This is a genomic window from bacterium, assembly GCA_030647005.1.
Lineage (GTDB): Bacteria > Patescibacteriota > Patescibacteriia > JACPHY01 > JACPHY01 > JAUSKG01.
In genome coordinates, this window is record JAUSKG010000025.1 from 14,494 (window position 1) to 35,770 (window position 21,277).

Annotated in this window: 23 protein-coding genes; 14 read left to right on the forward strand and 9 right to left on the reverse strand. The window is 61.5% G+C overall.

Annotated elements, in window-relative coordinates; translation table 11 throughout:
• The 3 genes from Q7S96_03360 (at nucleotide 1) to Q7S96_03370 (ending at nucleotide 3,655) form a co-directional block, all read left to right on the forward strand.
• The gene (locus Q7S96_03360; protein MDO8463284.1) at nucleotides 1-870 is read left to right on the forward strand and encodes a hypothetical protein; all 870 of its coding nucleotides are present in this window, start codon (nucleotides 1-3) and stop codon (nucleotides 868-870) included.
• A gap of 158 nt (nucleotides 871-1,028) precedes the next feature.
• Nucleotides 1,029-3,392, forward strand: coding sequence for an adenosylcobalamin-dependent ribonucleoside-diphosphate reductase (locus Q7S96_03365; GenBank protein MDO8463285.1), 2,364 nt, complete (start codon nucleotides 1,029-1,031; stop codon nucleotides 3,390-3,392).
• A gap of 2 nt (nucleotides 3,393-3,394) precedes the next feature.
• Complete coding sequence (locus Q7S96_03370) at nucleotides 3,395-3,655, forward strand: DUF3467 domain-containing protein (protein ID MDO8463286.1); 261 nt, start codon at nucleotides 3,395-3,397, stop codon at nucleotides 3,653-3,655.
• Nucleotides 3,656-3,708: 53 nt separating this feature from the next.
• Here the strand turns inward: Q7S96_03370 and Q7S96_03375 are convergent, their stop codons facing one another.
• Both Q7S96_03375 and Q7S96_03380 read right to left on the reverse strand, forming a co-directional pair.
• Entirely contained in the window at nucleotides 3,709-3,882 is a 174-nt protein-coding gene (locus Q7S96_03375; GenBank protein MDO8463287.1) for a hypothetical protein, read from the reverse strand.
• 29 nt (nucleotides 3,883-3,911) lie between these two features.
• The gene (locus Q7S96_03380; protein MDO8463288.1) at nucleotides 3,912-4,208 is read right to left on the reverse strand and encodes a hypothetical protein; all 297 of its coding nucleotides are present in this window, start codon (nucleotides 4,206-4,208) and stop codon (nucleotides 3,912-3,914) included.
• Between the two features lie 127 nt (nucleotides 4,209-4,335).
• Between Q7S96_03380 and Q7S96_03385 the strand changes: the two genes are divergently transcribed.
• A complete protein-coding gene (locus Q7S96_03385; GenBank protein MDO8463289.1) occupies nucleotides 4,336-5,031 on the forward strand; it encodes a cob(I)yrinic acid a,c-diamide adenosyltransferase in 696 nt (231 codons plus the stop codon).
• Between the two features lie 93 nt (nucleotides 5,032-5,124).
• Here Q7S96_03385 and Q7S96_03390 read toward each other — a convergent pair whose 3' ends face one another.
• The gene (locus Q7S96_03390) at nucleotides 5,125-5,568 is read right to left on the reverse strand and encodes a hypothetical protein (protein MDO8463290.1); all 444 of its coding nucleotides are present in this window, start codon (nucleotides 5,566-5,568) and stop codon (nucleotides 5,125-5,127) included.
• 123 nt (nucleotides 5,569-5,691) lie between these two features.
• On the opposite strand from Q7S96_03390, the gene Q7S96_03395 reads away from it, so the two are divergent.
• From Q7S96_03395 to Q7S96_03405, 3 genes are all read left to right on the forward strand, one after another.
• Nucleotides 5,692-5,973 (forward strand): hypothetical protein, encoded by a 282-nt coding sequence (locus Q7S96_03395; protein ID MDO8463291.1) that lies wholly within the window; start codon nucleotides 5,692-5,694, stop codon nucleotides 5,971-5,973.
• A gap of 13 nt (nucleotides 5,974-5,986) precedes the next feature.
• On the forward strand, nucleotides 5,987-6,292 hold the full coding sequence (locus tag Q7S96_03400) for a nucleoside triphosphate pyrophosphohydrolase (protein MDO8463292.1): 306 nt from the start codon (nucleotides 5,987-5,989) through the stop codon (nucleotides 6,290-6,292).
• 118 nt (nucleotides 6,293-6,410) lie between these two features.
• Nucleotides 6,411-7,031 (forward strand): AAA family ATPase, encoded by a 621-nt coding sequence (locus tag Q7S96_03405; protein MDO8463293.1) that lies wholly within the window; start codon nucleotides 6,411-6,413, stop codon nucleotides 7,029-7,031.
• A 14-nt stretch (nucleotides 7,032-7,045) separates the two neighbouring features.
• Here the strand turns inward: Q7S96_03405 and Q7S96_03410 are convergent, their stop codons facing one another.
• The 3 genes from Q7S96_03410 to clpB all read right to left on the reverse strand — a co-directional run bounded on the left by Q7S96_03410 (nucleotide 7,046) and on the right by clpB (nucleotide 11,802).
• Complete coding sequence (locus Q7S96_03410; protein ID MDO8463294.1) at nucleotides 7,046-8,548, reverse strand: hypothetical protein; 1,503 nt, start codon at nucleotides 8,546-8,548, stop codon at nucleotides 7,046-7,048.
• An 84-nt stretch (nucleotides 8,549-8,632) separates the two neighbouring features.
• Nucleotides 8,633-8,971 (reverse strand): hypothetical protein, encoded by a 339-nt coding sequence (locus tag Q7S96_03415; GenBank protein ID MDO8463295.1) that lies wholly within the window; start codon nucleotides 8,969-8,971, stop codon nucleotides 8,633-8,635.
• A gap of 179 nt (nucleotides 8,972-9,150) precedes the next feature.
• Nucleotides 9,151-11,802 carry an ATP-dependent chaperone ClpB gene (gene clpB, locus Q7S96_03420; GenBank protein ID MDO8463296.1) on the reverse strand — a complete coding sequence of 884 codons (2,652 nt, stop codon included), beginning with the start codon at nucleotides 11,800-11,802 and terminating at the stop codon, nucleotides 9,151-9,153.
• A 321-nt stretch (nucleotides 11,803-12,123) separates the two neighbouring features.
• Between clpB and Q7S96_03425 the strand changes: the two genes are divergently transcribed.
• The 7 genes from Q7S96_03425 to fmt all read left to right on the forward strand — a co-directional run bounded on the left by Q7S96_03425 (nucleotide 12,124) and on the right by fmt (nucleotide 19,742).
• Nucleotides 12,124-13,020, forward strand: coding sequence for a WecB/TagA/CpsF family glycosyltransferase (locus Q7S96_03425; GenBank protein ID MDO8463297.1), 897 nt, complete (start codon nucleotides 12,124-12,126; stop codon nucleotides 13,018-13,020).
• 11 nt (nucleotides 13,021-13,031) lie between these two features.
• On the forward strand, nucleotides 13,032-14,432 hold the full coding sequence (gltX, locus tag Q7S96_03430; GenBank protein ID MDO8463298.1) for a glutamate--tRNA ligase: 1,401 nt from the start codon (nucleotides 13,032-13,034) through the stop codon (nucleotides 14,430-14,432).
• A complete protein-coding gene (locus Q7S96_03435) occupies nucleotides 14,410-15,657 on the forward strand; it encodes a peptidoglycan DD-metalloendopeptidase family protein (GenBank protein MDO8463299.1) in 1,248 nt (415 codons plus the stop codon). Before gltX ends, Q7S96_03435 begins: the two co-directional genes overlap by 23 nt.
• An 89-nt stretch (nucleotides 15,658-15,746) precedes the next feature.
• Nucleotides 15,747-16,220 carry an asparaginase domain-containing protein gene (locus tag Q7S96_03440; GenBank protein MDO8463300.1) on the forward strand — a complete coding sequence of 158 codons (474 nt, stop codon included), beginning with the start codon at nucleotides 15,747-15,749 and terminating at the stop codon, nucleotides 16,218-16,220.
• Between the two features lie 235 nt (nucleotides 16,221-16,455).
• Nucleotides 16,456-18,288: a hypothetical protein gene (locus tag Q7S96_03445; protein MDO8463301.1), complete on the forward strand. Its 1,833-nt coding sequence runs from the start codon at nucleotides 16,456-16,458 to the stop codon at nucleotides 18,286-18,288.
• A gap of 4 nt (nucleotides 18,289-18,292) precedes the next feature.
• A complete protein-coding gene (def, locus tag Q7S96_03450; protein ID MDO8463302.1) occupies nucleotides 18,293-18,781 on the forward strand; it encodes a peptide deformylase in 489 nt (162 codons plus the stop codon).
• Nucleotides 18,782-18,833: 52 nt separating this feature from the next.
• Nucleotides 18,834-19,742: a methionyl-tRNA formyltransferase gene (gene fmt / locus Q7S96_03455; protein MDO8463303.1), complete on the forward strand. Its 909-nt coding sequence runs from the start codon at nucleotides 18,834-18,836 to the stop codon at nucleotides 19,740-19,742.
• A gap of 4 nt (nucleotides 19,743-19,746) precedes the next feature.
• Here fmt and Q7S96_03460 read toward each other — a convergent pair whose 3' ends face one another.
• The 3 genes from Q7S96_03460 to Q7S96_03470 are packed head-to-tail and all read right to left on the reverse strand — an operon-like array spanning nucleotide 19,747 to nucleotide 20,996.
• Nucleotides 19,747-20,493, reverse strand: coding sequence for a YbhB/YbcL family Raf kinase inhibitor-like protein (locus Q7S96_03460; protein ID MDO8463304.1), 747 nt, complete (start codon nucleotides 20,491-20,493; stop codon nucleotides 19,747-19,749).
• A 24-nt stretch (nucleotides 20,494-20,517) separates the two neighbouring features.
• Complete coding sequence (locus Q7S96_03465; protein ID MDO8463305.1) at nucleotides 20,518-20,760, reverse strand: glutaredoxin domain-containing protein; 243 nt, start codon at nucleotides 20,758-20,760, stop codon at nucleotides 20,518-20,520.
• A 26-nt stretch (nucleotides 20,761-20,786) separates the two neighbouring features.
• Complete coding sequence (locus Q7S96_03470; protein ID MDO8463306.1) at nucleotides 20,787-20,996, reverse strand: YHS domain-containing protein; 210 nt, start codon at nucleotides 20,994-20,996, stop codon at nucleotides 20,787-20,789.
• Nucleotides 20,997-21,277: the final 281 nt, after the last annotated feature.

Below are 21,277 nucleotides of genomic sequence, written 5' to 3' on the forward strand. Positions count from 1 at the left end.
ATGTTCCGCCGCCACCCGCGACGCGGGACGCCGACGAGATCGCTCTCGCGACATCGCATAGGGAGCGGCGCAACGTGGCGCCATACCGCGACGCGGCAGCCGACGGTCAACGTGAAGAAGCCCCTCGTACTCACGGTGGCGTTCCTCGTGCTCGCGGGTGCGATCATCTGGGGGTGGCGTATCAGTGACGTGCGTGTCAGCGGCGCAACACTCATCCCCAACGCAGTGGTCCGCGATGCGGCACTTGTTGCGCTCGCGGGTAAACAGTGGGTGATTTTTCCCAATACGAGCATCATTGTAGGCGGGTATCGTGCCATTCCAGAGATGCTCCGCGAGGAGTTCGCGTTCACGAGCGTCACCACCGACCTTAAGCGTCACGGGGTGCTTGAGCTCACCGTCCAGGAGCAGGATATCGCTGCAATCGTGTACACGACCGACGGCGCGAGCTATCTCGTTGGTGCCCAGGGCGATATCCTCCTCGCCGCATCGCCAGAGCTACGCGAAGCGCTCCTCGCGACCGAGGCGGGGAGTGCGCTCATCGGCATCACCTGGAACGTCCCCGCGAGTGCGCTTGGCGATGAACCACTGCTCAGTACCGAGCAACTCCGGTTTCTCAAGCGTATGTGGGATACGCTCGCGATCGCCGGTGCGGGGCTCCAGCCAGACGTCATTGTGCCGAGGTACGGCGCAACGGAGGACTTCGACATCCGCACGCGCAGCGGTGCGATAGTCACCACAACCACCCAGGGCGATACAACCTACCAGATCACGAAGCTCAATGCCGTCCTCCACGACCGACAGACGCCGGAGGAGCGTCAGCGCATCCGCTCGGTTGACCTCCGGTACGATGACCGCGTGTACGTCCAGTGACGGCAGCGTCCCACTCCACACTTGTCCACACTTGAGCCGATCCTCACCGTGTTCTACTATGGGAGTTACGGGTGTGTAGCTACATATGGTGGCTACACGTCCAATAGACCACTAGATATTGTATACGATACCCTCATCGTCCGTAACCCCATGGAGGTATGGCAACCGTACTCACCGGACTTTCCGAGAAAGTATTCAACGACCGCTACGCACTTCGTGATCGTGCGGGACACCAGATCGAGCAATCACCGGATCAGATGTGGGATCGCGTCGCAAAGGCCATTGCCTCCGTGGAGGTGACATCGCAGAAGCGCGAGTACTGGACAGGCGAGTTCCGTAAGGTGCTTGAGGATTTCCAGTTCGTCCCGGGCGGACGGATCCTCTCCGGTGCTGGTACAGGCGTGCCGGTGACGTTCTACAACTGCTTCGTCATCCCGTCGCCCGAAGATAGTCGCGGTGGCATTCTCGATAATGTGAAGCTCATGGTGGAGATCATGAGCAGGTCCGGCGGTGTCGGTGTCAACCTCTCCTCGCTCCGACCGCGCGGATCACTCGTGAAGGGCGTTTCCGGCACAGCATCCGGAGCGGTGTCGTTCGGCGGCCTCTACAGCTACGCCACCGGTCTCATCGAGCAGGGCGGCTCGCGTCGCGGCGCGCTCATGCTCATGCTCAACGATGACCACCCGGACATCGAGGAGTTCATCACCGTGAAGCGCACGATGGGCCTCGTGACGAACGCGAACCTCTCCGTCTGCATCTCCGATCGCTTCATGGAAGCCGTGAAGAACGATGCGAACTGGGATCTCCAGTGGGGCGGCAAGGTCTACCGCACCATCAAGGCGGCGGCACTCTGGGAACTCATCTGCGAGTCCGCCTGGGCATCGGGCGAACCCGGGACGTTCTTCATCGAGCGCGCGAACAAGCGTTCCAACTCCTGGTACTTCGAGCAGCTCATCTCCACGAATCCCTGCGGCGAGCAGCCCCTCGGCGCGTGGAACGTCTGCAACCTCGGCTCCATGAACGTGGCCGCATTCGCGACATCCGACGGCATCCACGAGAAGGCGGAATTCGAGTGGGAGCGGTTCCGCTGGGCCGTCCGCATCGCCATTCGTTTCCTCGACGATGTCATTGATGCCACGTACTACCCATACGAGGAGAACCGCACCGCGCAGCTCGGCATCCGACGCACCGGACTGGGATTCATGGGCTTCGGCGATCTCCTCATCAAGCTCCACATCCCGTACGGATCGCCGGAGGGCATCGCGATGACCCAGGACCTCTACCGCACGCTTCGCGACGAAGCGTACCGTGCATCGGTGGATATCGCAGCGGAGAAAGGCGCATTCCCGAAGTTCGATCGCGAGAAGTACCTCCAGGGGTGGTTCATCCAGCGTCTGCCGGAGGACATCAAGCAGGGGATTGCCGCGCACGGCATTCGCAACTGCTTCCTCCTCACGCAGGCACCCACCGGCACCACATCCCTCCTCTCCGGTGTCTCCTCGGGCATCGAGCCGGTGTACGACTTCGCCTTCATCCGCCGCGACCGCATCGGCGAGCACACGGTGTACCATCCGCTCTACGAGGCATGGGCGGGTGCGCACCCGGGACAGGAGCACCCCCCGTACTTCACTTCCGCAAAGCAGCTCACGCCGGAGGAACATGTACGCATGCAGGCCGCGGCGCAGGAGTACAACGATTCCTCGATCTCCAAGACCTGCAACGCCCCGAATGATCACACGAAGGAGCAGGTGAAGGATCTCTACATGCTCGCGTACGAACTCGGTTGCAAGGGTGTGACATACTTCCGCGATGGCTCACGGAACGAAGCCGTCCTCTCCTCTGCGCCCCCCGCGAAGAAGGAGGAGCCCGCCGCAATCGAGGCACCCAAGCCGATGGCCATCCTCGAGCCGCGCCCGCGTCCGGAAGTCATGCACGGCATGACGTACAAAGTACCCACGGCGTACGGCAAACTCTTCATCACGATCAACAGCGACGATGATGGCAAGCCCTTCGAGGTGTTCGCGACGATCGGGAAGTCCGGCGGATTTTTTGCCGAGGAGACCGAGGGCATCTGCCGTCTCGCCTCGCTCGCGCTCCGCTCCGGCATTCCCGCGCAAACCGTCATCGTGCAGCTCAAGGGCATCCGCGGCCCCATGCCGAGCTTCGGAAAGAATGGCATGATCCTCTCCATCCCCGATGCCATCGCGCAGATCCTCGACGAGCACATTCGTGCACCCCAAGAGAAGCTCTCCCTCCAGTTTGATGACGCTGCGTCCGCCTCAGGAGCGAGCACTGCGCCAAAGGAGCACGATGACCGCAACGCATTCATCCTGGAGACAATGACCTCCACCGTCACCGTCGGCGGACAGGGGAGTATCACACCCGCAGCAACCCCATCTCCCGCAAAGCGCTCCCTCGCCGACCACGGCTGGGCCCCCGAGTGCCCCACCTGCGGCTCCGTCCTCCAGTTCCAAGAGGGTTGCATGAGCTGCCTCGGCTGCGGGTATAGCAAATGCACATAGGCATGGAGCAGCCCACCCAGCAGATTCACATCCAGGCGGAGCGTGAGGGCCTCAAGGGTGTCTACACGAACGCCGTCATGGTCACCGCACAGGAGCGGGATGTCGTCATCGACTTCCTCTCCCAGGTGAAGATTCAGGAACAGACCAGCACGACGCTCGTCAGCCGCGTCTTCCTCAATCACCACGTCGCCGCAGACCTCGCAAAACTCCTCATCAACGTGCGGAAGCAATGGGAGGAGAAGAAGTACGGATCCAAGGAATGACAAAGGAAGAGAGCCACGCAATGCGTGGCTCTCGCGGTGATGACTCGGAGGCGCTACTCGCTCGTATCCTCCGGTGGTGAGAGCGATCGTAGCTGCGCGATCGCCACCTCGACATCCACGGGTGGGCTGACTTCGCCACGAGCAATCGCCTCATCGGCTTCTCGCTCCATGGCCTGCCATTCCAGGGTGTGGAAGTAAGCATCGTCCCTTGCAATTCGACGCACCATGTACAACTCCTCTCGATTGGCGCTGCGTGCTACCGCAGCGGGATGACCTTGGACTTGCAGCCACTCGCCCAGGTGAAGCTCGCGGCGCATTCGACGATGACCATCTGCTCGGTGCCGAGCAGCCCACGCACGTTCGCCTCGCATGAGACGTAGCCGTCGCCGTCAGAGTCGGTTCCGGCGCACGTTCTCCCGAGGATGGTCTTGTCCCCGTGCATCTCCTTCAGGTACGTGTCGAACTCCGCCTCTGCGGCACTCTTGTCGAACAAGTAGCCGCAGCCCGTGCTCAGCAACACCGCACACACCGCCACCGCAATCAATCGCTGCATGTACTGCTCCTTTTCCGCTGGATGGACCAGCTCCCATTACACTAACAGATCCAGACCGGCAGTCAATCTCCCCTCCCTACTCCGCGTACTCGGGGAGAGGGAGGGTAAGGGAGGGAGAGGTGGAGTTATGCAAACCGGACTCATCCAAGTGTACACCGGCAACGGCAAGGGCAAGACCACCGCGGCCCTCGGCCTGGCACTCCGCGCGCGTGCCGTCGGCAAGCGCGTGGCCATCGTCTTTTTTGACAAAGGCGGTGAGCACTACTCCGAGCGCGCGCTCCTCGGCAGCATTGGCGTGGACTGGTTTGGCTACGGCCTGGACCGCATCGATCCGACAACCAACCGCTTCCGCTTTGGCGTTATCGCGGAGGACATCAGCCAGGCAGAGCAGGGGATCGCAAAAGCATTGGAGCTGTTTTCCTTCCGTCATCCCGAGCGAAGCGAAGCGAAGTCGAGGGATCTCGTTCAACAGGTCGAGATTTCTCCACTTCGCTCGAGGACTCACTCCGGTCGAAATGACGCGGGAGGATACGACCTCCTCATCCTCGACGAAATCAACACCACCGTCGCACTCGGCATGCTCCCCGAATCCGCAGTCGAGCACCTCCTTGACGCAAAACCCTCAACAACGGAAATTCTCCTCACCGGCCGAACAGAGGTCTCAAAAGCAGCCACAAACCCACCCGGCCAACCCTGGCCCAACGGCCCCGAGCAACAACGCTGGCTCTCCTACTTCAACCGCGCCGATCTCCTCACCGAAATGCACCTCCACAAGCACTACTTCTACCAAGGCACCCCCGCGCGAGAGGGGATTGATTATTGATGGAAGATTCGTTTCAAGGATGCTCCACAAGGAAAACGACCCCGCGCGGCATGAGCCAGGCAGGGTCGCTTGGGTAGCGGAAGATCGGACGCGTTACGTCCTGATCTTGTGAGCGGTTTCGGTGGCATCCTGGATCACCCGCTGTCGCTGTTCGATGGTCAGGTCGGCCATCGAACGGAAGAGGCCATCCATGAGGGGGAGACAGAGGTACTCACTCAGTGACCGCGTGCCGCTCCACTGCTCGCGGTTCTTGGTGGAGATATCCCAGAGAGGAAGGCGCTCGATCTCGGCGAAACGCTCCACTACGCCGGTGATACCGGTTGACTCGTGCAGAACGCGCATGATGGAACACATGGTCGTCGGCCCCGGAGGAGACACGACATCCCGCAGCCAGATCGTGATCTGGTCCTCCGAAACATCCAGGAACGTCGCCCACTCCTTTCGCATGAACAGTCCGGTTCCGTCGAAAAGGAACGTGAGGAACTCGATGAACCTCCCCGTTCCTCGCTCGCGGAACAAACTCACGTCCTCACCCATGTCGCTTCCTCCTCTTTCGATGTACTGCGACAAATACACGTTATCTCACTTCGTCGTTGCTGTCAATAATCGCTCCCGAGCATCCGCAGTGGTACGCATGAGTACGTCTGCTACGCTATAAGCATGAACGCTCCCATCCAAAAACTCCTCCAACTCCAAGATGGAGACCGCATCCGCATCAATGACAGGGTGTTTGTTATTGAGCGGCGATCGTTCCACCCCGCGCATCCGAAAGATACCTACGATCCGCGAGCGATCACCCGCTACGAACTCGGCGATGACTACGTTCTCGAGTTCGACGGCGATCGTCCTTCATTCTTCCAGATCGTCACGAAACGGCACCTCTTTGGCTTCACAAGTGCGAGGAGCAACGTGGAGGACATCGAGACGATCACCGTGCTGTAGTGTGGCCCCACCTATGCAGTTCAACAAGCTCATTCGGGACAACATCCCGTCCATTGTGCAGCGCCACGGTGGCATCGCGGTCACGCACGTCGCGGGCGATGAGGAGTATCGTATGAAGTTACGGGAGAAGCTCCAGGAGGAGGTGGATGAGTTCCTGGAGTCCGAGAATCCCGAGGAGCTCGCGGACATCATGGAAGTCATCTTTGCACTTGCGGATCACCTTGAGGTTTCACGATCGGCGCTCGAGGAGCTCCGTGCAGCAAAAGGAGCAGAGCGTGGCGCATTCCGCGAGCGCCTCATCTTGGACGAGACACGATGATACCTCCGAAATTCGGAGGTATCATCGCACGACTCGGTGCGCATCTTTGCGCCTTCCTCGATGATCGGTACTGTGAGAGTGAGATGTGCTCATCGCGTCAAGGAACCATCATCGCACTATGGCAGTCATCATCGGTCTCGTCGGAGAGAAGGGGAGCGGGAAGGGGACGTTCGTCCGTGTCCTCGAGGGGGACTTTCCGGAGACGGTCTCGGTGGTGAAGATGCGATTCTCCGATTTGCACCGCGAGACGCTCGCGCTCTGGAACCTGGAAATCACGCGGCACAACATGCAGGAGCTCTCGCGCGTACTCGTGGAGACGTACGGCATGGATGTCATCGCCAACGCCATGCGCGGGAGGATTGAGCACCTCCAGACCGACGTTGTGCTCCTCGATGGGGTGCGGTGGGAGGAGGATCGGAAGCTCATCCGCTCATTTCCAAAAAACATCCTCGTGTACATTACCGCATCACCGGAGGTGCGTTTTGATCGCATCCGTGGCCGTGGCGAAAACGACGATGACCACCAGGCATCGTTCGAAAAGTTCATGCGAGAGGAGCAGGCGCTCTCCGAGCAATCCATCGCCGCAATCGGCGCAACGGCGGACATCACGATTCGCAACGAGGGAACGTTCGAGGAGTTCCGCGATCAGGGACAGCGAGTCATCACGCAAACGCTTAATCTTCGGCGCGCGATCTTCGGCACTCCCGCGCCAGCTTCGGAGGGAGGGATGGAGGTCTGAAGACCTCCGCTACATCAGAAGATCGAAAGGCCGTGCGTGTGGATGATGATCGGTTCGGTGCTCGCGGTCGGTGTCGCTGGCTGCGATACGACAGTCGTCGGAGCCGGTGCCGTCTCAACGCCTCCCTCAAAGCCGCCAGTAAGTGGCTGGCCTGCTGGGTGGAGATCGAGCGCCTCGTTCGAGAGCACGCGCAGGTTGTTCCAGGAGTAGCCGAGCTGCTCGATGACGCGCGGTGAGGCGAACGGTCGGCGTTGGCCCTGCGAGATGACGAACGCCTGCGGGAGGTACTTTGGTGCAGTGACGATTTCGCCATCCGGCATTGTGAGTGGATCGCCCTGCTTCTTCCCCGCGAGCGCGGATGCGAGCATGGGCTTCACCAGTTGTGCGGGGAACCGCGCCTCGCGGATAGCGGGGTGGGGGATCGGTCGCTTCACATCGCCCACGAGCAGATACTCCTGCTTCGTACCAAGGTCTAGCACGAGCTGCCCGCGCGGGCTATCGCTCGCGCCTGCGACCTCCTTGCCCTCGGCGTATGCAGCGAGGTCATCGGGCGTTGCCACCTCAACCTCGTCCGGGTGGAAGCCAAGCTGCCGGAAGACCTCGGCAGAAGCAACGCGCCTCCGCTCACCGTCTACGATGAGCCACCGCATCCCCGCGGCATCCGCGAGGACGCTGTAGTTTGTAAATCGAATCGTCGGACCCTCCTGGTACGCAGCGATATCGTTCGCTTCCGCGGCGATGATCTTCTCCGCGGGAGTGTACGTCGTGAGTACCGCGGGAGACACGAAGCGTTGACGCTTGCTCTGTGCGATCCGCCATACGGTGCCGTCCGGCCCGCGCAGAATCGCGCCATCGGGGTAGCGGCCGGTGCCAAACCACTGGGCGAACAGGCGCGCGAAGTTGTAGTTGCCGCCCGCACCACTCGCGCCACCGCGCCACGGCGTGTAGGAGTACAACGCGGCGGTGGCGTTGTTCTGCGGGGTGATCGTGAAACCATCCGATGTGGTCTTCGTCCTCCCAACGGCCCAGCGCGCAATCGTCTCGCCTTTCATCGTGAGGTCTTCCAGGTACCCCTGGAGCTGGAGTGCCGCACCGCGTACCTGCTTGCCAAATCCCTTGAACCGGCCATTGCATCCGGTGCCGTCCGGACAACCGTACCCCATCGCCCAGTCGTACTGCGACTGCACTGGCGCGCGATCGTCAACGAGTCCCTGCTCCTTCTGGAGCATGACGAGGAGCACCTGCGGATTCACCCGCGCCTCCTGCGACGCGAGCCAGATGATCTCGTGCGGGAACTTCAGCGCACCCGTGGAGTCGGGCTGGAACACGCTCGCGAGGAGCGACCCGCGATCCTGCAACCACCTCCCCACATCTCCAAGCGACATCGTCGCGCTGTTCGTGAGCGTGTGGTCGGAAATGATGTGCTGCTCATCAAAGGAGAACGCCCGCGCGCTGAACGGCGCGAGGAGCACAAAGCAGCAAGCACTGACGATAACCATGGCGGAGGAACGACGCATAGAGTAAGACGGTGACGATCTTCCTTTTACCTTACCACAACAAAAGAAGACCACCCCGAGGGGTGGTCTCTTCGGACAGCAGGGTCACCAGAGCTGCGGCATCGCCCTGCAGAGGTCCATGAGCAGCTTGAGCTGTCCCGCCATCGCCCGCATGACGCGGTCGACGATGGATTCCAGCGGCATCTCCTTCGGATCTTCGCTCTTGTGGATGTACCTCCACATCCACTCGTAAGCAGGACGCTCAGAAAGCATTGCAAGCGCTGCGCTCTCCGCCTGCTCGAACGTGTCGCCGTCCCCAAAAATACCAGAATCCACCCAGAGGTACTGCGTCACTTCCTCCGTCATCGAGCCGGCACTCTGTGATGTTCTCCGTACGGACCGAACATACGGCACCGGCCCGTTGTGAGCGATTTGGATCAACACATGTACCCTGATCCGTTGCTTCGTGTGTGTATCCTGCGCTCCCAAGTGAACCTCCCCATCTTCGTTGTTGGACTTTTGTCACCGCACAGAGCAGCAACATCGTAGTATACACAAAAATCACGGGTTTGTCAATAGAAACCCGTGATTTTCGCTGAGTTGAAACAAGGATTGCTGCGGTATTACACCTCCACCTGAAGTACCTCTCGTGCGGGCCGGAAAACGAAGTGCTCCTCCTCCACGTCCACATGGACCGTGGAGTCCTCGGTGATGTTCCCGTTGATAATCTCAAGGGCGAGGGGATTGAGGATTTCGCTCTCGATGAGTCGCTTGAGCGGGCGCGCACCAAATGCGGGGTCATACCCACGCTTCGCGAGGAGCTCTTTCGCGGCATCTGATACCACGACGGTGATCTTCTTGTCCTGGAGACGCTTCGCGATACGCACGAGCTGGATGTCCACGATGCGCTGGAGGTGCTGCGGTGCGAGCGTGTGGAAGACGATGACATCGTCCACGCGGTTGAGGAACTCCGGCTTGAAGCGCTCGCGGAGACGCTCCTGGAGCTTCTCGCGCATCTGCTCCTCCGGCGGGAGCGTGGATTCCCCATCGGTGAACCCGAGCGTCGCGCCACGTCCGGCCTCCAGGATGAGCTCCGATCCCAGGTTTGAGGTCATGACGATGATCGCGTTCTTGAAGTTCACCTTGCGACCCTTCGCATCTGTGAGGTGACCGTCATCGAGAATTTGGAGGAGGACGTTGAACACGTCCGGGTGGGCCTTCTCGATCTCATCGAACAGCACGACACTGTACGGACGGCGTCGAATCGCCTCCGTGAGCTGTCCACCCTCCTCATAGCCGACGTACCCGGGCGGCGAGCCGACCATCCGCGAGACCGCGTGTTTCTCCATGAACTCGGACATGTCCACGCGCACCATGGCGTCTTCGTCATTGAACATGAAGCCCGCGAGCGCGCGTGCGAGCTCGGTCTTCCCAACACCCGTTGGTCCGAGGAAGATGAACGACCCGATGGGGCGCGTCTGCTCGGCGATGCCCGCGCGTGAACGGCGCACGGCATTCGCCACCGCGCGGATCGCTTCCTCCTGACCCACGACACGGCTCGCGAGCGTCTCCTCCATGCGCGCGAGCTTCTCGGCTTCCTGCTCGAGCATCTTGCGGACAGGGATACCGGTCCACCGCGCAACGACCGCGGCGATGGCCTCCTCGTTCACCTCCTCCTTGAGCACGCGCACGGCGGCCTGGATGTTTGCGAGACGTTGCTCCTGCTCACGGATTTGCCGCTCGAGCTCAGGGATCCTGCCGTAGCGAATCTCCGCCACGCGCTGGAGGTTCCCCTCACGGCTCATGCGGTCCGCCTCGGCGCGCAGCTCGTCAATCGTCGTCTTCGATGCACGCATCTTCGCGATGAGGTCGCGTTCCATGCGCCACCGCTGCTCGAGCTCCTTCGCCTGCTCCTCGAGCTGCTTGAGCTCCCCGTCAATCGCGCTCAGGCGCTCCTTCGCGTCCTTATCCTTCTCCTGCTTGAGTGCCTGCTGCTCGATCTGGAGCTGCATGATCCTCCGCTGGAGCTTGTCGAGTTCCTCCGGCTGGCTCTCGATGGCCATGCGGAGTGCCGATGCGGCCTCGTCCACCAGATCAATCGCCTTATCCGGCAGGAAACGATCCGCAACGTAGCGATGGCTGAGTTCCGCGGCCGCAACGATCGCACTGTCCGTGATGCGGACGCCGTGGTGTACCTCGTACTTCTCCTTGATGCCGCGGAGAATCGCGATCGTGTCCTCCACCGTGGGCTCCGCGACGAGGACGGGTTGGAAGCGTCGCTCGAGTGCCGCGTCTTTCTCAACGTGCTTCTGATACTCCTTGAGCGTCGTCGCGCCGATCGCGTGGAGTTCTCCGCGTGCGAGCATGGGCTTGAGCATGTTCGCCGCGTCAATGGCACCCTCGGCCGCACCCGCACCAACGAGCGTGTGGAGCTCGTCAATGAAGAGGATGATTTTGCCCGCCGACGCGGTAATCTCCTTGAGCACCGCCTTCAGCCGCTCCTCAAACTCGCCACGGAACTTTGTACCCGCAACGAGCGCCCCGAGGTCGAGCGAGATGAGCTCCTTGTCCTTGAGCGATTCCGGCACGTCGCCCTTCGCAACGCGCTGTGCGACACCCTCCGCGATTGCGGTTTTCCCGACACCTGGCTCACCGATGAGGACCGGATTATTTTTTGTGCGACGCGTGAGCACCTGCATGACGCGGCGAATCTCCGAGTCACGGCCAATGACGGGATCGAGCTTGCCGTCCCGCGCCTGCTGCGTGAGGTTCACGCTGTACTTCTCGAGTGCCTGGTACGTGGCCTCCGGTTCCGGCGAGTCCACACGCTGCGTGCCGCGGACATCGGCGAGCACCTTGAGGAGTGCCTCGCGCTCCACATGGAGCTCGGTGAGGAGCGTGCGGATGGGGGAGCGCACCTCGAGCATCGCGAGGAGGAAGTGCTCCGTGGAGATGTATTCGTCCTTGAGCTTGCGCGCTTCCTCCGCGGCGCGATCGAGGACGCCCTTGAGCTCTGGCGTGACGAAAATTTGTCCAACACCTCCGGATGGCGCCATGCGTACCGCCGGCAAGAGATTGAGCTCGCCCTCGATGCGGCGACGCATGTCGCGCACGTCAACATCCAGCCGTTGGAGCACGGCCGTCACCAACCCTTGCTCCTGCGTGAGGAGCGAAACCATGAGGTGGATGACATCCACCTGCTGGTGTCCGCGTTCCGCGGCGATCTGCGACGCACGCTGCAACGCTTCCTGCGCTTTGTACGTGAAGTTCTGCATAGTTCATTCAAATGTGACATCGTCATCACCCCGTTGCCTTGAAGATAGCACGAATGTCAGTGGTTGTCAACAACGATCGAGCTGTTTTTTGTCAAAGGAGAAAAAAGCGGCCATACTGGAGAGAAGAGATGAGACCCATCCATGCCCCTTTCGTCATTTCGAGCGGAGCGGGAGCGGAGTCGAGAAATCTCGTTTAGTAGTAGGATGTTGCCTATACTGTTGGATGAGATTTCTCCACTCGCTCGAGGACTCACTCGGTCGAAATGACGAGGGAGGGAGGTGAGGACTCACTCGGTCGAAATGACGAGGGGTGAGCAAGGTATGAAGCACACCGGAAAGAAAATCAACCGCCGCGTCACACGATTCCGAACTCCGAGCAGGATTCGGGTTCGCCCCGTCCTTCCGCCACCTACGCGCCCGCGCGATAGCCAGTGGGGGAGAACCGGACGCGCGGAGGTCCTTGGGACACCAGTGGATCGGTGCTCCACCGTGGAGTTCAGTATGTTCATCGAGCGTGCGCTCGCGGGAAACCACCTGCGGCGTATCGTCACACTCAATCCAGAGATCGCACTCGCGGGATGGCGGCACCCGCGTTTTGGGAACCTCCTCCACACCGCAGACCTCGTGACGATAGACGGATTTGGCATCGCGTGCGCGCTCTGGTGGAACGGGTACGGTCGGGCACAGCGACTCACGGGCACCGACATGCTCCCGATCCTCTGCGCGTCCATGGAGGAGCGCGGGCTCGCGGTGACGTTCTTGCTCCGCACAGACGGCCTCACGATGCCGGACGTCCTCCGGAAGACCATCGAGCAGCACTGGCCCAAGCTCCGTGCCGCATACGGTACCGTTGATCCTCGCGCATCGCTCGATCCCGCGATGGTGCGCGCAGTGAATGACCAGCAGCCCGCGTGCATCATCATGAACGTCGGCGGCGTGGCACAGGAGGAGTGGATCTGCCGCAACGGAGATGCGTTCCAGAATGCTCGAATCATCGTGGGTACTGGTGGGGCGATTGACTACCTCTGCGGAACCGTACAGAGTCCTCCGCCGCTCATGCGACGACTCGGGTTGGAGTGGCTCTGGCGCGTTGCCCGCCAACCGTGGCGCTTCCGTCGTGTCCTTGATGCCGCGGTCATCTTCCCACTCGTCGTCGTTGCGGAGCGCTTCCAGCGCGTCCGACTCCCGCGCCTCACGGTCCGTTTGCGCACCTCATGATCGCACGTCCTATGGTTCGCACCCGCTACGCCCCCTCACCAACCGGCGAGCTCCACCTCGGAGGCCTCCGCACCGCGCTCTACGCGTACCTCTACGCGAAGCATACGGGTGGCGTGTTCTACCTCCGCATCGAGGACACCGATCAGTCACGCACCGTAGCCGGCAGTGCCGATCGACTCATGGAGCAGCTGCGCGCAGTGGGCATCACCTGGGATGAGGGACCGGATGTCGGCGGGTCATACGGCCCGTACGTTCAATCGCAACGCTTGGAGCACTACCACGATGCTACAGCGCAGCTCCTCAGCGCGGGAAAGGCCTACCGATGCGACTGCTCGGCGGAACGACTCACGGAACTCCGCGAGCAGCTCACGGCGCAAAAACTCCCGCCGATGTACGACGGGAAGTGTCGCACACGCACCGACGTTGCGGAGGAGGGGAGTGTCGTACGCTTCCGCATCCCCGACGATGAAGACCGTGTCGTTGTTTTCGATGGCATCCACGGCGAGATCGCGGTGGCCATGCACACGCTCGACGATTTTGTGCTCCAGAAGGCCGATGGATTCCCCACGTACCACCTCGCGCACGTCGTGGACGATCACCTCATGGAGACGACGCACGTCATTCGCGGCAGCGAGTGGCTCCCGTCACTCCCCAAGCACCACCTCCTCTTCAATGCATTCGACTGGGAGATGCCGGAGTTCGCGCACCTACCGGTGCTCTTGGGTGCAAAGGGGAAACTCTCGAAACGCGACGGCGACACGCACGTCGCGCAGTACCTCCAGTGGTGCCTCCCCGACGCGCTCGTGAACTTCGTTGCGCTCCTCGGATGGAATCCAAGCGGTGAACAGGAGATCTACACACAGGAAGAACTCATCGCGCGTTTCGAGATCACGAAAGTTCACCCCTCTCCCGCGCACGTGAACTTTGAGAAGCTCGAGTGGTTCAACGGGGAGTACATCCGCACCATGGACCCCGCAGCGCTCGCAGACCTCGTCCGCTCGCGCATGGACACGAGCAATGCGACGGCGGATTTCGTCCTCCGTGCGGTGGAGCTCGAGCAACCACGACTCAAGCGGCTCGATGCGTTCCCGCAGTGGTACTTTGCGCCCTATGCGCAGGAGGCAACGCTCGCGTGGAAGGAGCACTCGTTGGAAGGAGCCAAGGAGAACCTCCGGGGCATCGCCGATCTCCTCGACGGGATAGGGGAGTGGCCGCAGACGCCGGAGGCGTTCGAGCAGACAGTGAAGGCGTGGATTGCGGCGAGGGGACTCAAGAATGGCGAGGTGCTCTGGCCCATGCGCGTGGCCCTGTCCGGTAAGCAGGCATCCCCCGGACCATTTGACCTCGCGTGGTTATTTGGCAGAGAGGAGACATTGCGAAGAATCACGTATGCCATTGAACAGGGAACCTAGGTGGTCTGCCTACGGACGTGCAGCTGCCGTGCTCGCCACGGTGGCCTGCATTGTCGTGGGATCGTCGAGTGTCCTCGCTGCGGAGCAGAGCTCCGAGGTGAAAGAAATTTTCGACCTCAACAAGGCGATCGACGCCAAGTCCAACCGCCTTGAGGACATCCAGACACAGATTGAACGCTACCGTGCATCTATCCAGAAGGCACAGGGGACCGCGCAATCGCTCACGAACCGGCTGCGTACACTCGATGATCGCATCGCGCGGCAGAAGCTTGAAATCGAGCGCGTGCAGGTGGAGCGTGAGCAGGTGGGGTTGGAGATCACCGCGACATCCATCGCGCTCGATGAGGCGCGCACGAACGTCGAGCAACGCCGGAGGATGCTCGCCGCGCTCCTCACCGAGGTACGCGCGGCGGATGCCCGACCGCAGATGCACGTCGTCCTCGCATCAGATTCCGTCGGTGCGTACTACGCACAGCGGAACCAACTCGCGCAGGTCCAACAGCACCTCCGCGGTATCCTCGCGGCGGTACGATTTGAGCGCGAGCAGCTCACCGCCGATGATCGCGCACTCGCGGAACGCAATGCGGAGCTCACCGCGCTGGACGAGGAGCTCCGCGACGAACAGGCCTCACTCAACCAGGAGCAGGACACCAAGCAGCAGCTCCTCACAACCACCTGGAGCAACGAGCAGCGCTACCAGCAGATCATCAGAGACCTCAAGGCCGAGGTTGCGGCCATTGACGCGGAGATCGTCGCACTCGAGAACGCCGTCCGGGCGAAGCTCGAACGCATTGACGAGCACTTCGGCGCGCTCGGCCGCGTGGCCTTCTCCTGGCCCGTGCCCAACCGTGGCATCACCGCGTACTTCCATGATCCCGAGTATCCCTACCGGCACATCTTCGAGCATCCTGCCGTGGACATCCGTGCGGCGCAGGGGAGTACGATCGTCGCACCGGCCCCCGGCTACGTCGCGAAGACAAAAGATAACGGCATGGGCTACAGCTACGTCATGCTCGTGCACCCAGGCGGCTTCTCAACGGTCTACGGCCACGTCTCCTGCTTCAAGGTGCAAGAGGGAACCTATGTGGACAGGGGAGACCCCATTGCCTGCGTTGGCGGCAGACCTGGCACTCGCGGTGCCGGATCCCTCACGAGCGGTGCCCACCTCCACTTTGAGGTGCGCCTGAACGGCATCCCCGTGAACCCGTTGAACTACTTGCTATGAGATCGCTGCGCAGATGACGCAGATGCGCGCTGATACATTATTATACGACGCAAAAGCTATGAAGCGAGGAGCACAGGGGGGGGGTACGCATTCTCGTCACCGGCGGTACGTTCGATAAGGAGTATAACGAGTTGGACGGATCGCTTGAGTTTCGTGAAACACACATACAGGAAATGCTTGCGCTCGGCCGCTCAACGGTTCCGGTAGCGATTCGCACGATCATGCTCATAGATAGTTTGGATATGACGGATGATGATCGGAGCATCATTGCAGACCACTGCAAGCGGAGCGACGAGCGGCGCATTATCATTACCCACGGCACCGATACCATGCCGGAGACCGCGCGGTACATTGCGGAACGTATTTCGGATAAAACGATCATACTCACCGGTGCGATGGTGCCCTACACGTTTGGCAGCTCGGATGGACTCTTCAACCTCGGAGCCGCACTGGCCTACGTGCAGGTCGCGCCACTCGGCGTATACGTTTCCATGAACGGCCGGTTGTTTCCGGCAGCGTCCGTACGCAAGGATAAAGTCGCAGGCCGTTTTGTGGCGGAGTAGCGTGTACTTTTGCGTCATTTCGAGCGGAGTGAGCGCACGGGCGAACGAAGTCGAGAAATCTCACAATGACGCACCACGGTACCCGTGAGATCTCTCGACTTCGCTCCGCTCCGCTCGAGATGACGAGGAAACAAGACATGTGACGTAAAAGGTACATATTACGACGCATTATATTCCTCTCTCCGATGCAACGACACCTCATGGTCTGTACGTCGATGTCGTCCCGCTCCTACGAATGCCCAAGGACGCCCGAGGGGCGTTCACGTACCGCGTTCCTGAGGACCTCGCACCGCGTATCGCGCGCGGTGCGTTTGTCCGTATCCCGTTTCGCGCGAAACGACTCTGGGGCATCTGCACGAACACGACCGCTCCACCGATCACCGGCGCGCGTGACATCCTCGCGGTGAACGATGATGCGGTACTCACGGATGATGAGATCCAGAGCGTCGAAGACATCGCAGCGCTCCATGGCGTCTCCATCGCCACGGCGGCGTACCTCGTGCTGCCCGCTCCCCCGCTGACGGGGGCCGTGAGTTTTGATGCGTCGTATAACAAACATCCGCCATCACCTGGACGAGGAACGCGCAGCACGACACCGCACGATGCGACCGCGCTCGCACAGGGAGCTGGCGACACCATCGCGGTGTTCTCGAACCATGAGCAACGTATCGAGTTGCTCCGTGCATATACACGGTCGGTGCTCGACGGGCACAAAACCATCCTCATCATCACGCCGCACCGCGCGTGGCTGCAGCGTCTCGCGCATGAGCTCCGCGACCTACCACTCGTGGTCTTCGATCCTGCGCAGCATGGCAAACGTGCACAGTGGGCCGCGTACGTGCGCGCCCGCACCCGACCGGTCTGCGTGCTCGCCACCCGTGCCGGCGCGTGCTTCGCACCCCCGATCCTTGGCGCAATCATCGTGGATCTCGCCCACGAGGATGACCACCAGCAGGAGGACATGCACCCGCGGTACGATGCGCGTACGATCACGCAACGGATTGCCGTCGCACGGAATCTCCCGCGCCTCCTCCTCTCCCCTGCCCCGAACACGACGGACTGGGTGGTCGCGCGCAAACGCGTGGATCTCGGCGCGCAGCCGCTGGCGCTCCGCATTGCTCGTCTCGATCAGTTCTGGAAGGGTGGCGGGGTTGGGCTCCTCACGCACGAGCTCCACGATGCCATCCGCGAGACACTCGACGCTCGCGGACGCATCCTCATCCTCCATAACCGACGCGGACGCATGGGTCGCGTGGTCTGTCGCGACTGCGGCACCACGCTCCAGTGTCCAACGTGTACCACGGCACTCACGGATTTCGGTCCCGTGTACCGGTGTCGCGTGTGTGGAACCACAGACGAACCCGCACTGCTCTGCCCCGCGTGCCAATCGCCGCAGCTCGGGTTCCAGTCCATCGGCACCCAGGGCATCGTTGATCTCCTCCGCACGTTGTACCCGGACGCGGTGATCACGCAGGTGGATCGCGACCAACCCGATGCGCCACCGGAGCACGCAGATATCATCGTTGCGTCGGAGCGATTCACGACATCCATCGCACCCCTATTCCGGAACCCCATCCACCTCGTCGCCGTCCTCCATGCCGAACGCTACGTCCGTGGCGATGACTACCGTGGAACGGAGCAACTCCTCCAGGCACTCCGGAGCATCGCGGTATGGGCGAGCACCTGGAAGGCATCGCTCCTCGTGCAGACCGCACTTCCCGACCATCCGGCACTCCAGGCACTCCGCGGACCGCTCACGGACTTCTACCGCGCCGAGCTCGCGGAACGCACGGCACTGCACTACCCGCCGAAGACGCGCCTCCTCCGCCTCGATGCGGTCAATCCTGATGACGCACCGTCACTCATCCACTTGCTCAAAACGCGGTACCATGGTACGGTGCTTGCGATTGATGGTCCGTACGAGTACGGCATCGTTCACAAACGACGCACGACGAGCATTCTCGTCCGCATGACCCCCGATGTCGCAAACGACACGATCGCTCGCATCGTCAAGGACGTTCCCGCGGATTGGACGGGCACCCTCGATCCCACAAAGCTCCACGCGTAGCGTTATGCTCCTCCCCGTCCTCGTAAACCCCCATCCCCTCCTCCGCGAACGCGCGCAGGAAGTGGACGCAGCGACCCTCGAACGCCTGAAGCGCGAGGGCTTCGTTGAAAATCTCGTGGAGACGATGCGCGTGAAGGATGGTGTCGGTATCGCAGCCATCCAGGTGGGCCAACTCCACCGCATCATCGTGGTGCAGGAGGGCACAAAGACCCGCGTCTACATCAACCCCGTCATCACGGGACACTCCATCCGCAAGGAGACCGATACCGAGGGCTGTCTGTCCGTTCCCGGGAAGTTTGGCCTCGTGCGACGGCCAAAAACCTGCACGATTCGCGCACTCGACCTCGATGGCAATCCCATCGTCCGCAAGGCCAAAGGGCTCGTGGCGCGCATCTACCAGCACGAGGTGGACCACCTCAACGGCATCCTCTTCGTTGACAAGGCCGAGCACGTCATGGATTACGACCCCGAACAGGATACTCCGAACGTCTGAATGGTAAAAATATGACCCCCTCGTCGCGCGCGACGACTTCGTGTACCCACCTATGGCAACACCCCGTAAAACCTGCCTGTTCCTTGGAACCTCGGACTTCTCGTTGCCGAGCTTGGAGATGCTCGCGGGGGGAGGTGTCTGCGAACTGCTTGGTGTTGTCACGCAGTCGGATAAGCCGGCTGGTCGAGGACACCGGGAAACCGCACCGCCGGTTGCGCGGTGGGCGCGAGAGCACGGACTGCGCGTGTGGCAACCCGAGACAAAGGGCGCGCTCACCGAGATCATCCGCGAGCTCGCGCCGGATGTTGTGGTGGTTGTTGCGTACGGTCGCCTCATCGCGAGCGATGCGTTGGACATCCCACCGCACGGGTATGTGAACCTCCACCCGTCGCTCCTCCCACGCTGGCGCGGCCCATCACCGATTGTGGCGGCGATTGCGGCGGGCGATCGGGAAACCGGTGTGACGGTCATGCGCATTGATGCGCAGATGGATCACGGCCCCATCCTCGCGCAGGAGGCCACTCCCCTCCCCGCAGATGCGACGCGCTCGCAGATGGAGGAGCGACTCGCGAAACAGGGTGCCAAACTCCTCCTAAGCTCGTTGACGGCGTACCTCAACGGAACCCTGACACCCGTACCGCAGGACGATGCTCGTGCGACGACCTGTCCCCTCCTCTCCCGTGAGGACGGCCACATCAACTGGTCCGAGTCCGCTACGGTCATCGAGCGCAAGGTACGCGCCTACGAAGGATGGCCCGGGACCTGGGTCACCGAGCCATCCGACAAGCGTCTCAAAGTACTCGCCACGCATGTGGCAACGTCCGCATCACCAGGAACACTCAGCGTCATCTGTGGCGATGGACAGGTTCTCATCCTGGATCGCGTCCAGCCAGAAGGCAAGCCACCGATGCGCGGTGACGATTTCCTCCGCGGACGCGGCGGAGCCGTCGCGCTCGCGTAGTCCCCTACTCTACGTAGGTGTAGGTCCCCATGGTCTGTGCCTCTTTGAGGGTATGGCCGCGCATGGCACTCGCGAGCCCTGCACGATTCGTTGTACCCGGGAGGTCCAACACGGTATCCAATGCGTACAACGTGAAGACGTAGTGGTGTGTTCCGGGTGGCGGACAAGGACCAAAATAACGCCGTTCACCATCCTCAATGGCACCCTGGACCGCTCCCGATGGAACGCTGCCCGTAGCGATGGTCGTCGCGGTCGCGGGGATGTTCCAGAGCACCCAGTGCGTAAAACCGCCCACTTGCCCATCGGTATCAACGAACGTGAGCGCGAACGACTTCGTGCCCTCCGGAACACCGCTCACCGCGAGCGGTGGATTCGTGTTGCTCCCCTGGCATGAGTACGCCATGGGGATGGGAGTGCCGTATGCAAACGCGGGGCTTGAGACGGCAAACGGTGCGGGTGCTCGGGGCGCAACCTCCCGCGTCGGCTCGGGCGTCGTCACGGGTTGCGGTGCGGGGGTTGGTGCCGATGCTGCGACCTCCGGGCACGCCGCGAAGGCGCACGACGGCGGCGCAGTACGGCTCACGAAGGAGCCGTCCGGACATTCCTTCGCATCTTGCGCGCATACGAACGACGGTTCCTCAGGAACTACAAGTATGTCGCCTTCGAGATCACCGCCGGTGGTGGGTGTCTGCTGGACACACCCGCCACCGAGCAAGAGCACCGTCGCCGCAATGAGGAGGATGCGTTGCATAGAGCGATACGCAGACACTCGGCCCTAAAGGCCGAGTGTCGCGTTGATCTTCGTCTTGTCAAACCCCACGATGATCGTCCCGCCGATATCAATGACCGGAACGCCCATCTGACCCGACTTCTTCACCATCTCATCCGCGCGGCCGGGATCCGCTGCGACATCAACATCCTCGTACGTCACGCCCTTCTCGTCAAAGTACTCCTTCGCCATCTTGCAGTATGGGCATGTTGGCGTTGAGTACACGATGGCCTGTGGTTGTCCCGCCATAGATTGATGACTGCAAATGAATACGGCTATGTGCCTTCGTCCTCCCCATTCTCATCCTCGAACTGCTCGTACTTCTCCGGATCCGCCTCGAACGCCTCAATGCATGCCTCAGAACAGAACGCGTAGAGCTCGCCCGTGAACTCCTTAGTGATCGCAGGGAGCACCTCCGAGAACGGCGTCTGACAAACGCAGCACTGCTTGGGATCGGAGGCGATGTACTTCTCGTAGGCGTTCATAAGACCTCTTGAGAGCGCAGGAAAACGTCCAACAATCCATCGAACTGTACGCACCTCGATCGTATCAAGCAAACCGCGCCATGTCTACTTATGCTACTTCCCCTCAACTTCCTAGTGCAACACCATCTGGTACGGTGTCAGCACAATGCGCGGCGGCTATGCGAAGTGGTGGGACGACGAGCCGTCTGCGGGTCGGAGGAGCGACATTTCGTATAGCCGTCTGTTCGACGAAGTGCTGGAGCGCAGCGGAGGCATGGAGGAGGACAGACGGGAACCGCCGC

Bases quoted from the DNA above. Each gene is read 5' to 3' on its own strand.
- Q7S96_03360 (MDO8463284.1), top strand. From the start codon at position 1: ATGTTCCGCCGCCACCCGCGACGCGGGACGCCGACGAGATCGCTCTCG.
- Q7S96_03365 (MDO8463285.1), top strand. From the start codon at position 1,029: ATGGCAACCGTACTCACCGGACTTTCCGAGAAAGTATTCAACGACCGC.
- Q7S96_03370 (MDO8463286.1), top strand. From the start codon at position 3,395: ATGGAGCAGCCCACCCAGCAGATTCACATCCAGGCGGAGCGTGAGGGC.
- Q7S96_03375 (MDO8463287.1), bottom strand. From the start codon at position 3,882: ATGGTGCGTCGAATTGCAAGGGACGATGCTTACTTCCACACCCTGGAA.
- Q7S96_03380 (MDO8463288.1), bottom strand. From the start codon at position 4,208: ATGCAGCGATTGATTGCGGTGGCGGTGTGTGCGGTGTTGCTGAGCACG.
- Q7S96_03385 (MDO8463289.1), top strand. From the start codon at position 4,336: ATGCAAACCGGACTCATCCAAGTGTACACCGGCAACGGCAAGGGCAAG.
- Q7S96_03390 (MDO8463290.1), bottom strand. From the start codon at position 5,568: ATGGGTGAGGACGTGAGTTTGTTCCGCGAGCGAGGAACGGGGAGGTTC.
- Q7S96_03395 (MDO8463291.1), top strand. From the start codon at position 5,692: ATGAACGCTCCCATCCAAAAACTCCTCCAACTCCAAGATGGAGACCGC.
- Q7S96_03400 (MDO8463292.1), top strand. From the start codon at position 5,987: ATGCAGTTCAACAAGCTCATTCGGGACAACATCCCGTCCATTGTGCAG.
- Q7S96_03405 (MDO8463293.1), top strand. From the start codon at position 6,411: ATGGCAGTCATCATCGGTCTCGTCGGAGAGAAGGGGAGCGGGAAGGGG.
- Q7S96_03410 (MDO8463294.1), bottom strand. From the start codon at position 8,548: ATGCGTCGTTCCTCCGCCATGGTTATCGTCAGTGCTTGCTGCTTTGTG.
- clpB (MDO8463296.1), bottom strand. From the start codon at position 11,802: ATGCAGAACTTCACGTACAAAGCGCAGGAAGCGTTGCAGCGTGCGTCG.
- Q7S96_03425 (MDO8463297.1), top strand. From the start codon at position 12,124: ATGAAGCACACCGGAAAGAAAATCAACCGCCGCGTCACACGATTCCGA.
- gltX (MDO8463298.1), top strand. From the start codon at position 13,032: ATGGTTCGCACCCGCTACGCCCCCTCACCAACCGGCGAGCTCCACCTC.
- Q7S96_03435 (MDO8463299.1), top strand. From the start codon at position 14,410: ATGCCATTGAACAGGGAACCTAGGTGGTCTGCCTACGGACGTGCAGCT.
- Q7S96_03445 (MDO8463301.1), top strand. From the start codon at position 16,456: ATGCCCAAGGACGCCCGAGGGGCGTTCACGTACCGCGTTCCTGAGGAC.
- def (MDO8463302.1), top strand. From the start codon at position 18,293: ATGCTCCTCCCCGTCCTCGTAAACCCCCATCCCCTCCTCCGCGAACGC.
- fmt (MDO8463303.1), top strand. From the start codon at position 18,834: ATGGCAACACCCCGTAAAACCTGCCTGTTCCTTGGAACCTCGGACTTC.
- Q7S96_03460 (MDO8463304.1), bottom strand. From the start codon at position 20,493: ATGCAACGCATCCTCCTCATTGCGGCGACGGTGCTCTTGCTCGGTGGC.
- Q7S96_03465 (MDO8463305.1), bottom strand. From the start codon at position 20,760: ATGGCGGGACAACCACAGGCCATCGTGTACTCAACGCCAACATGCCCA.
- Q7S96_03470 (MDO8463306.1), bottom strand. From the start codon at position 20,996: ATGAACGCCTACGAGAAGTACATCGCCTCCGATCCCAAGCAGTGCTGC.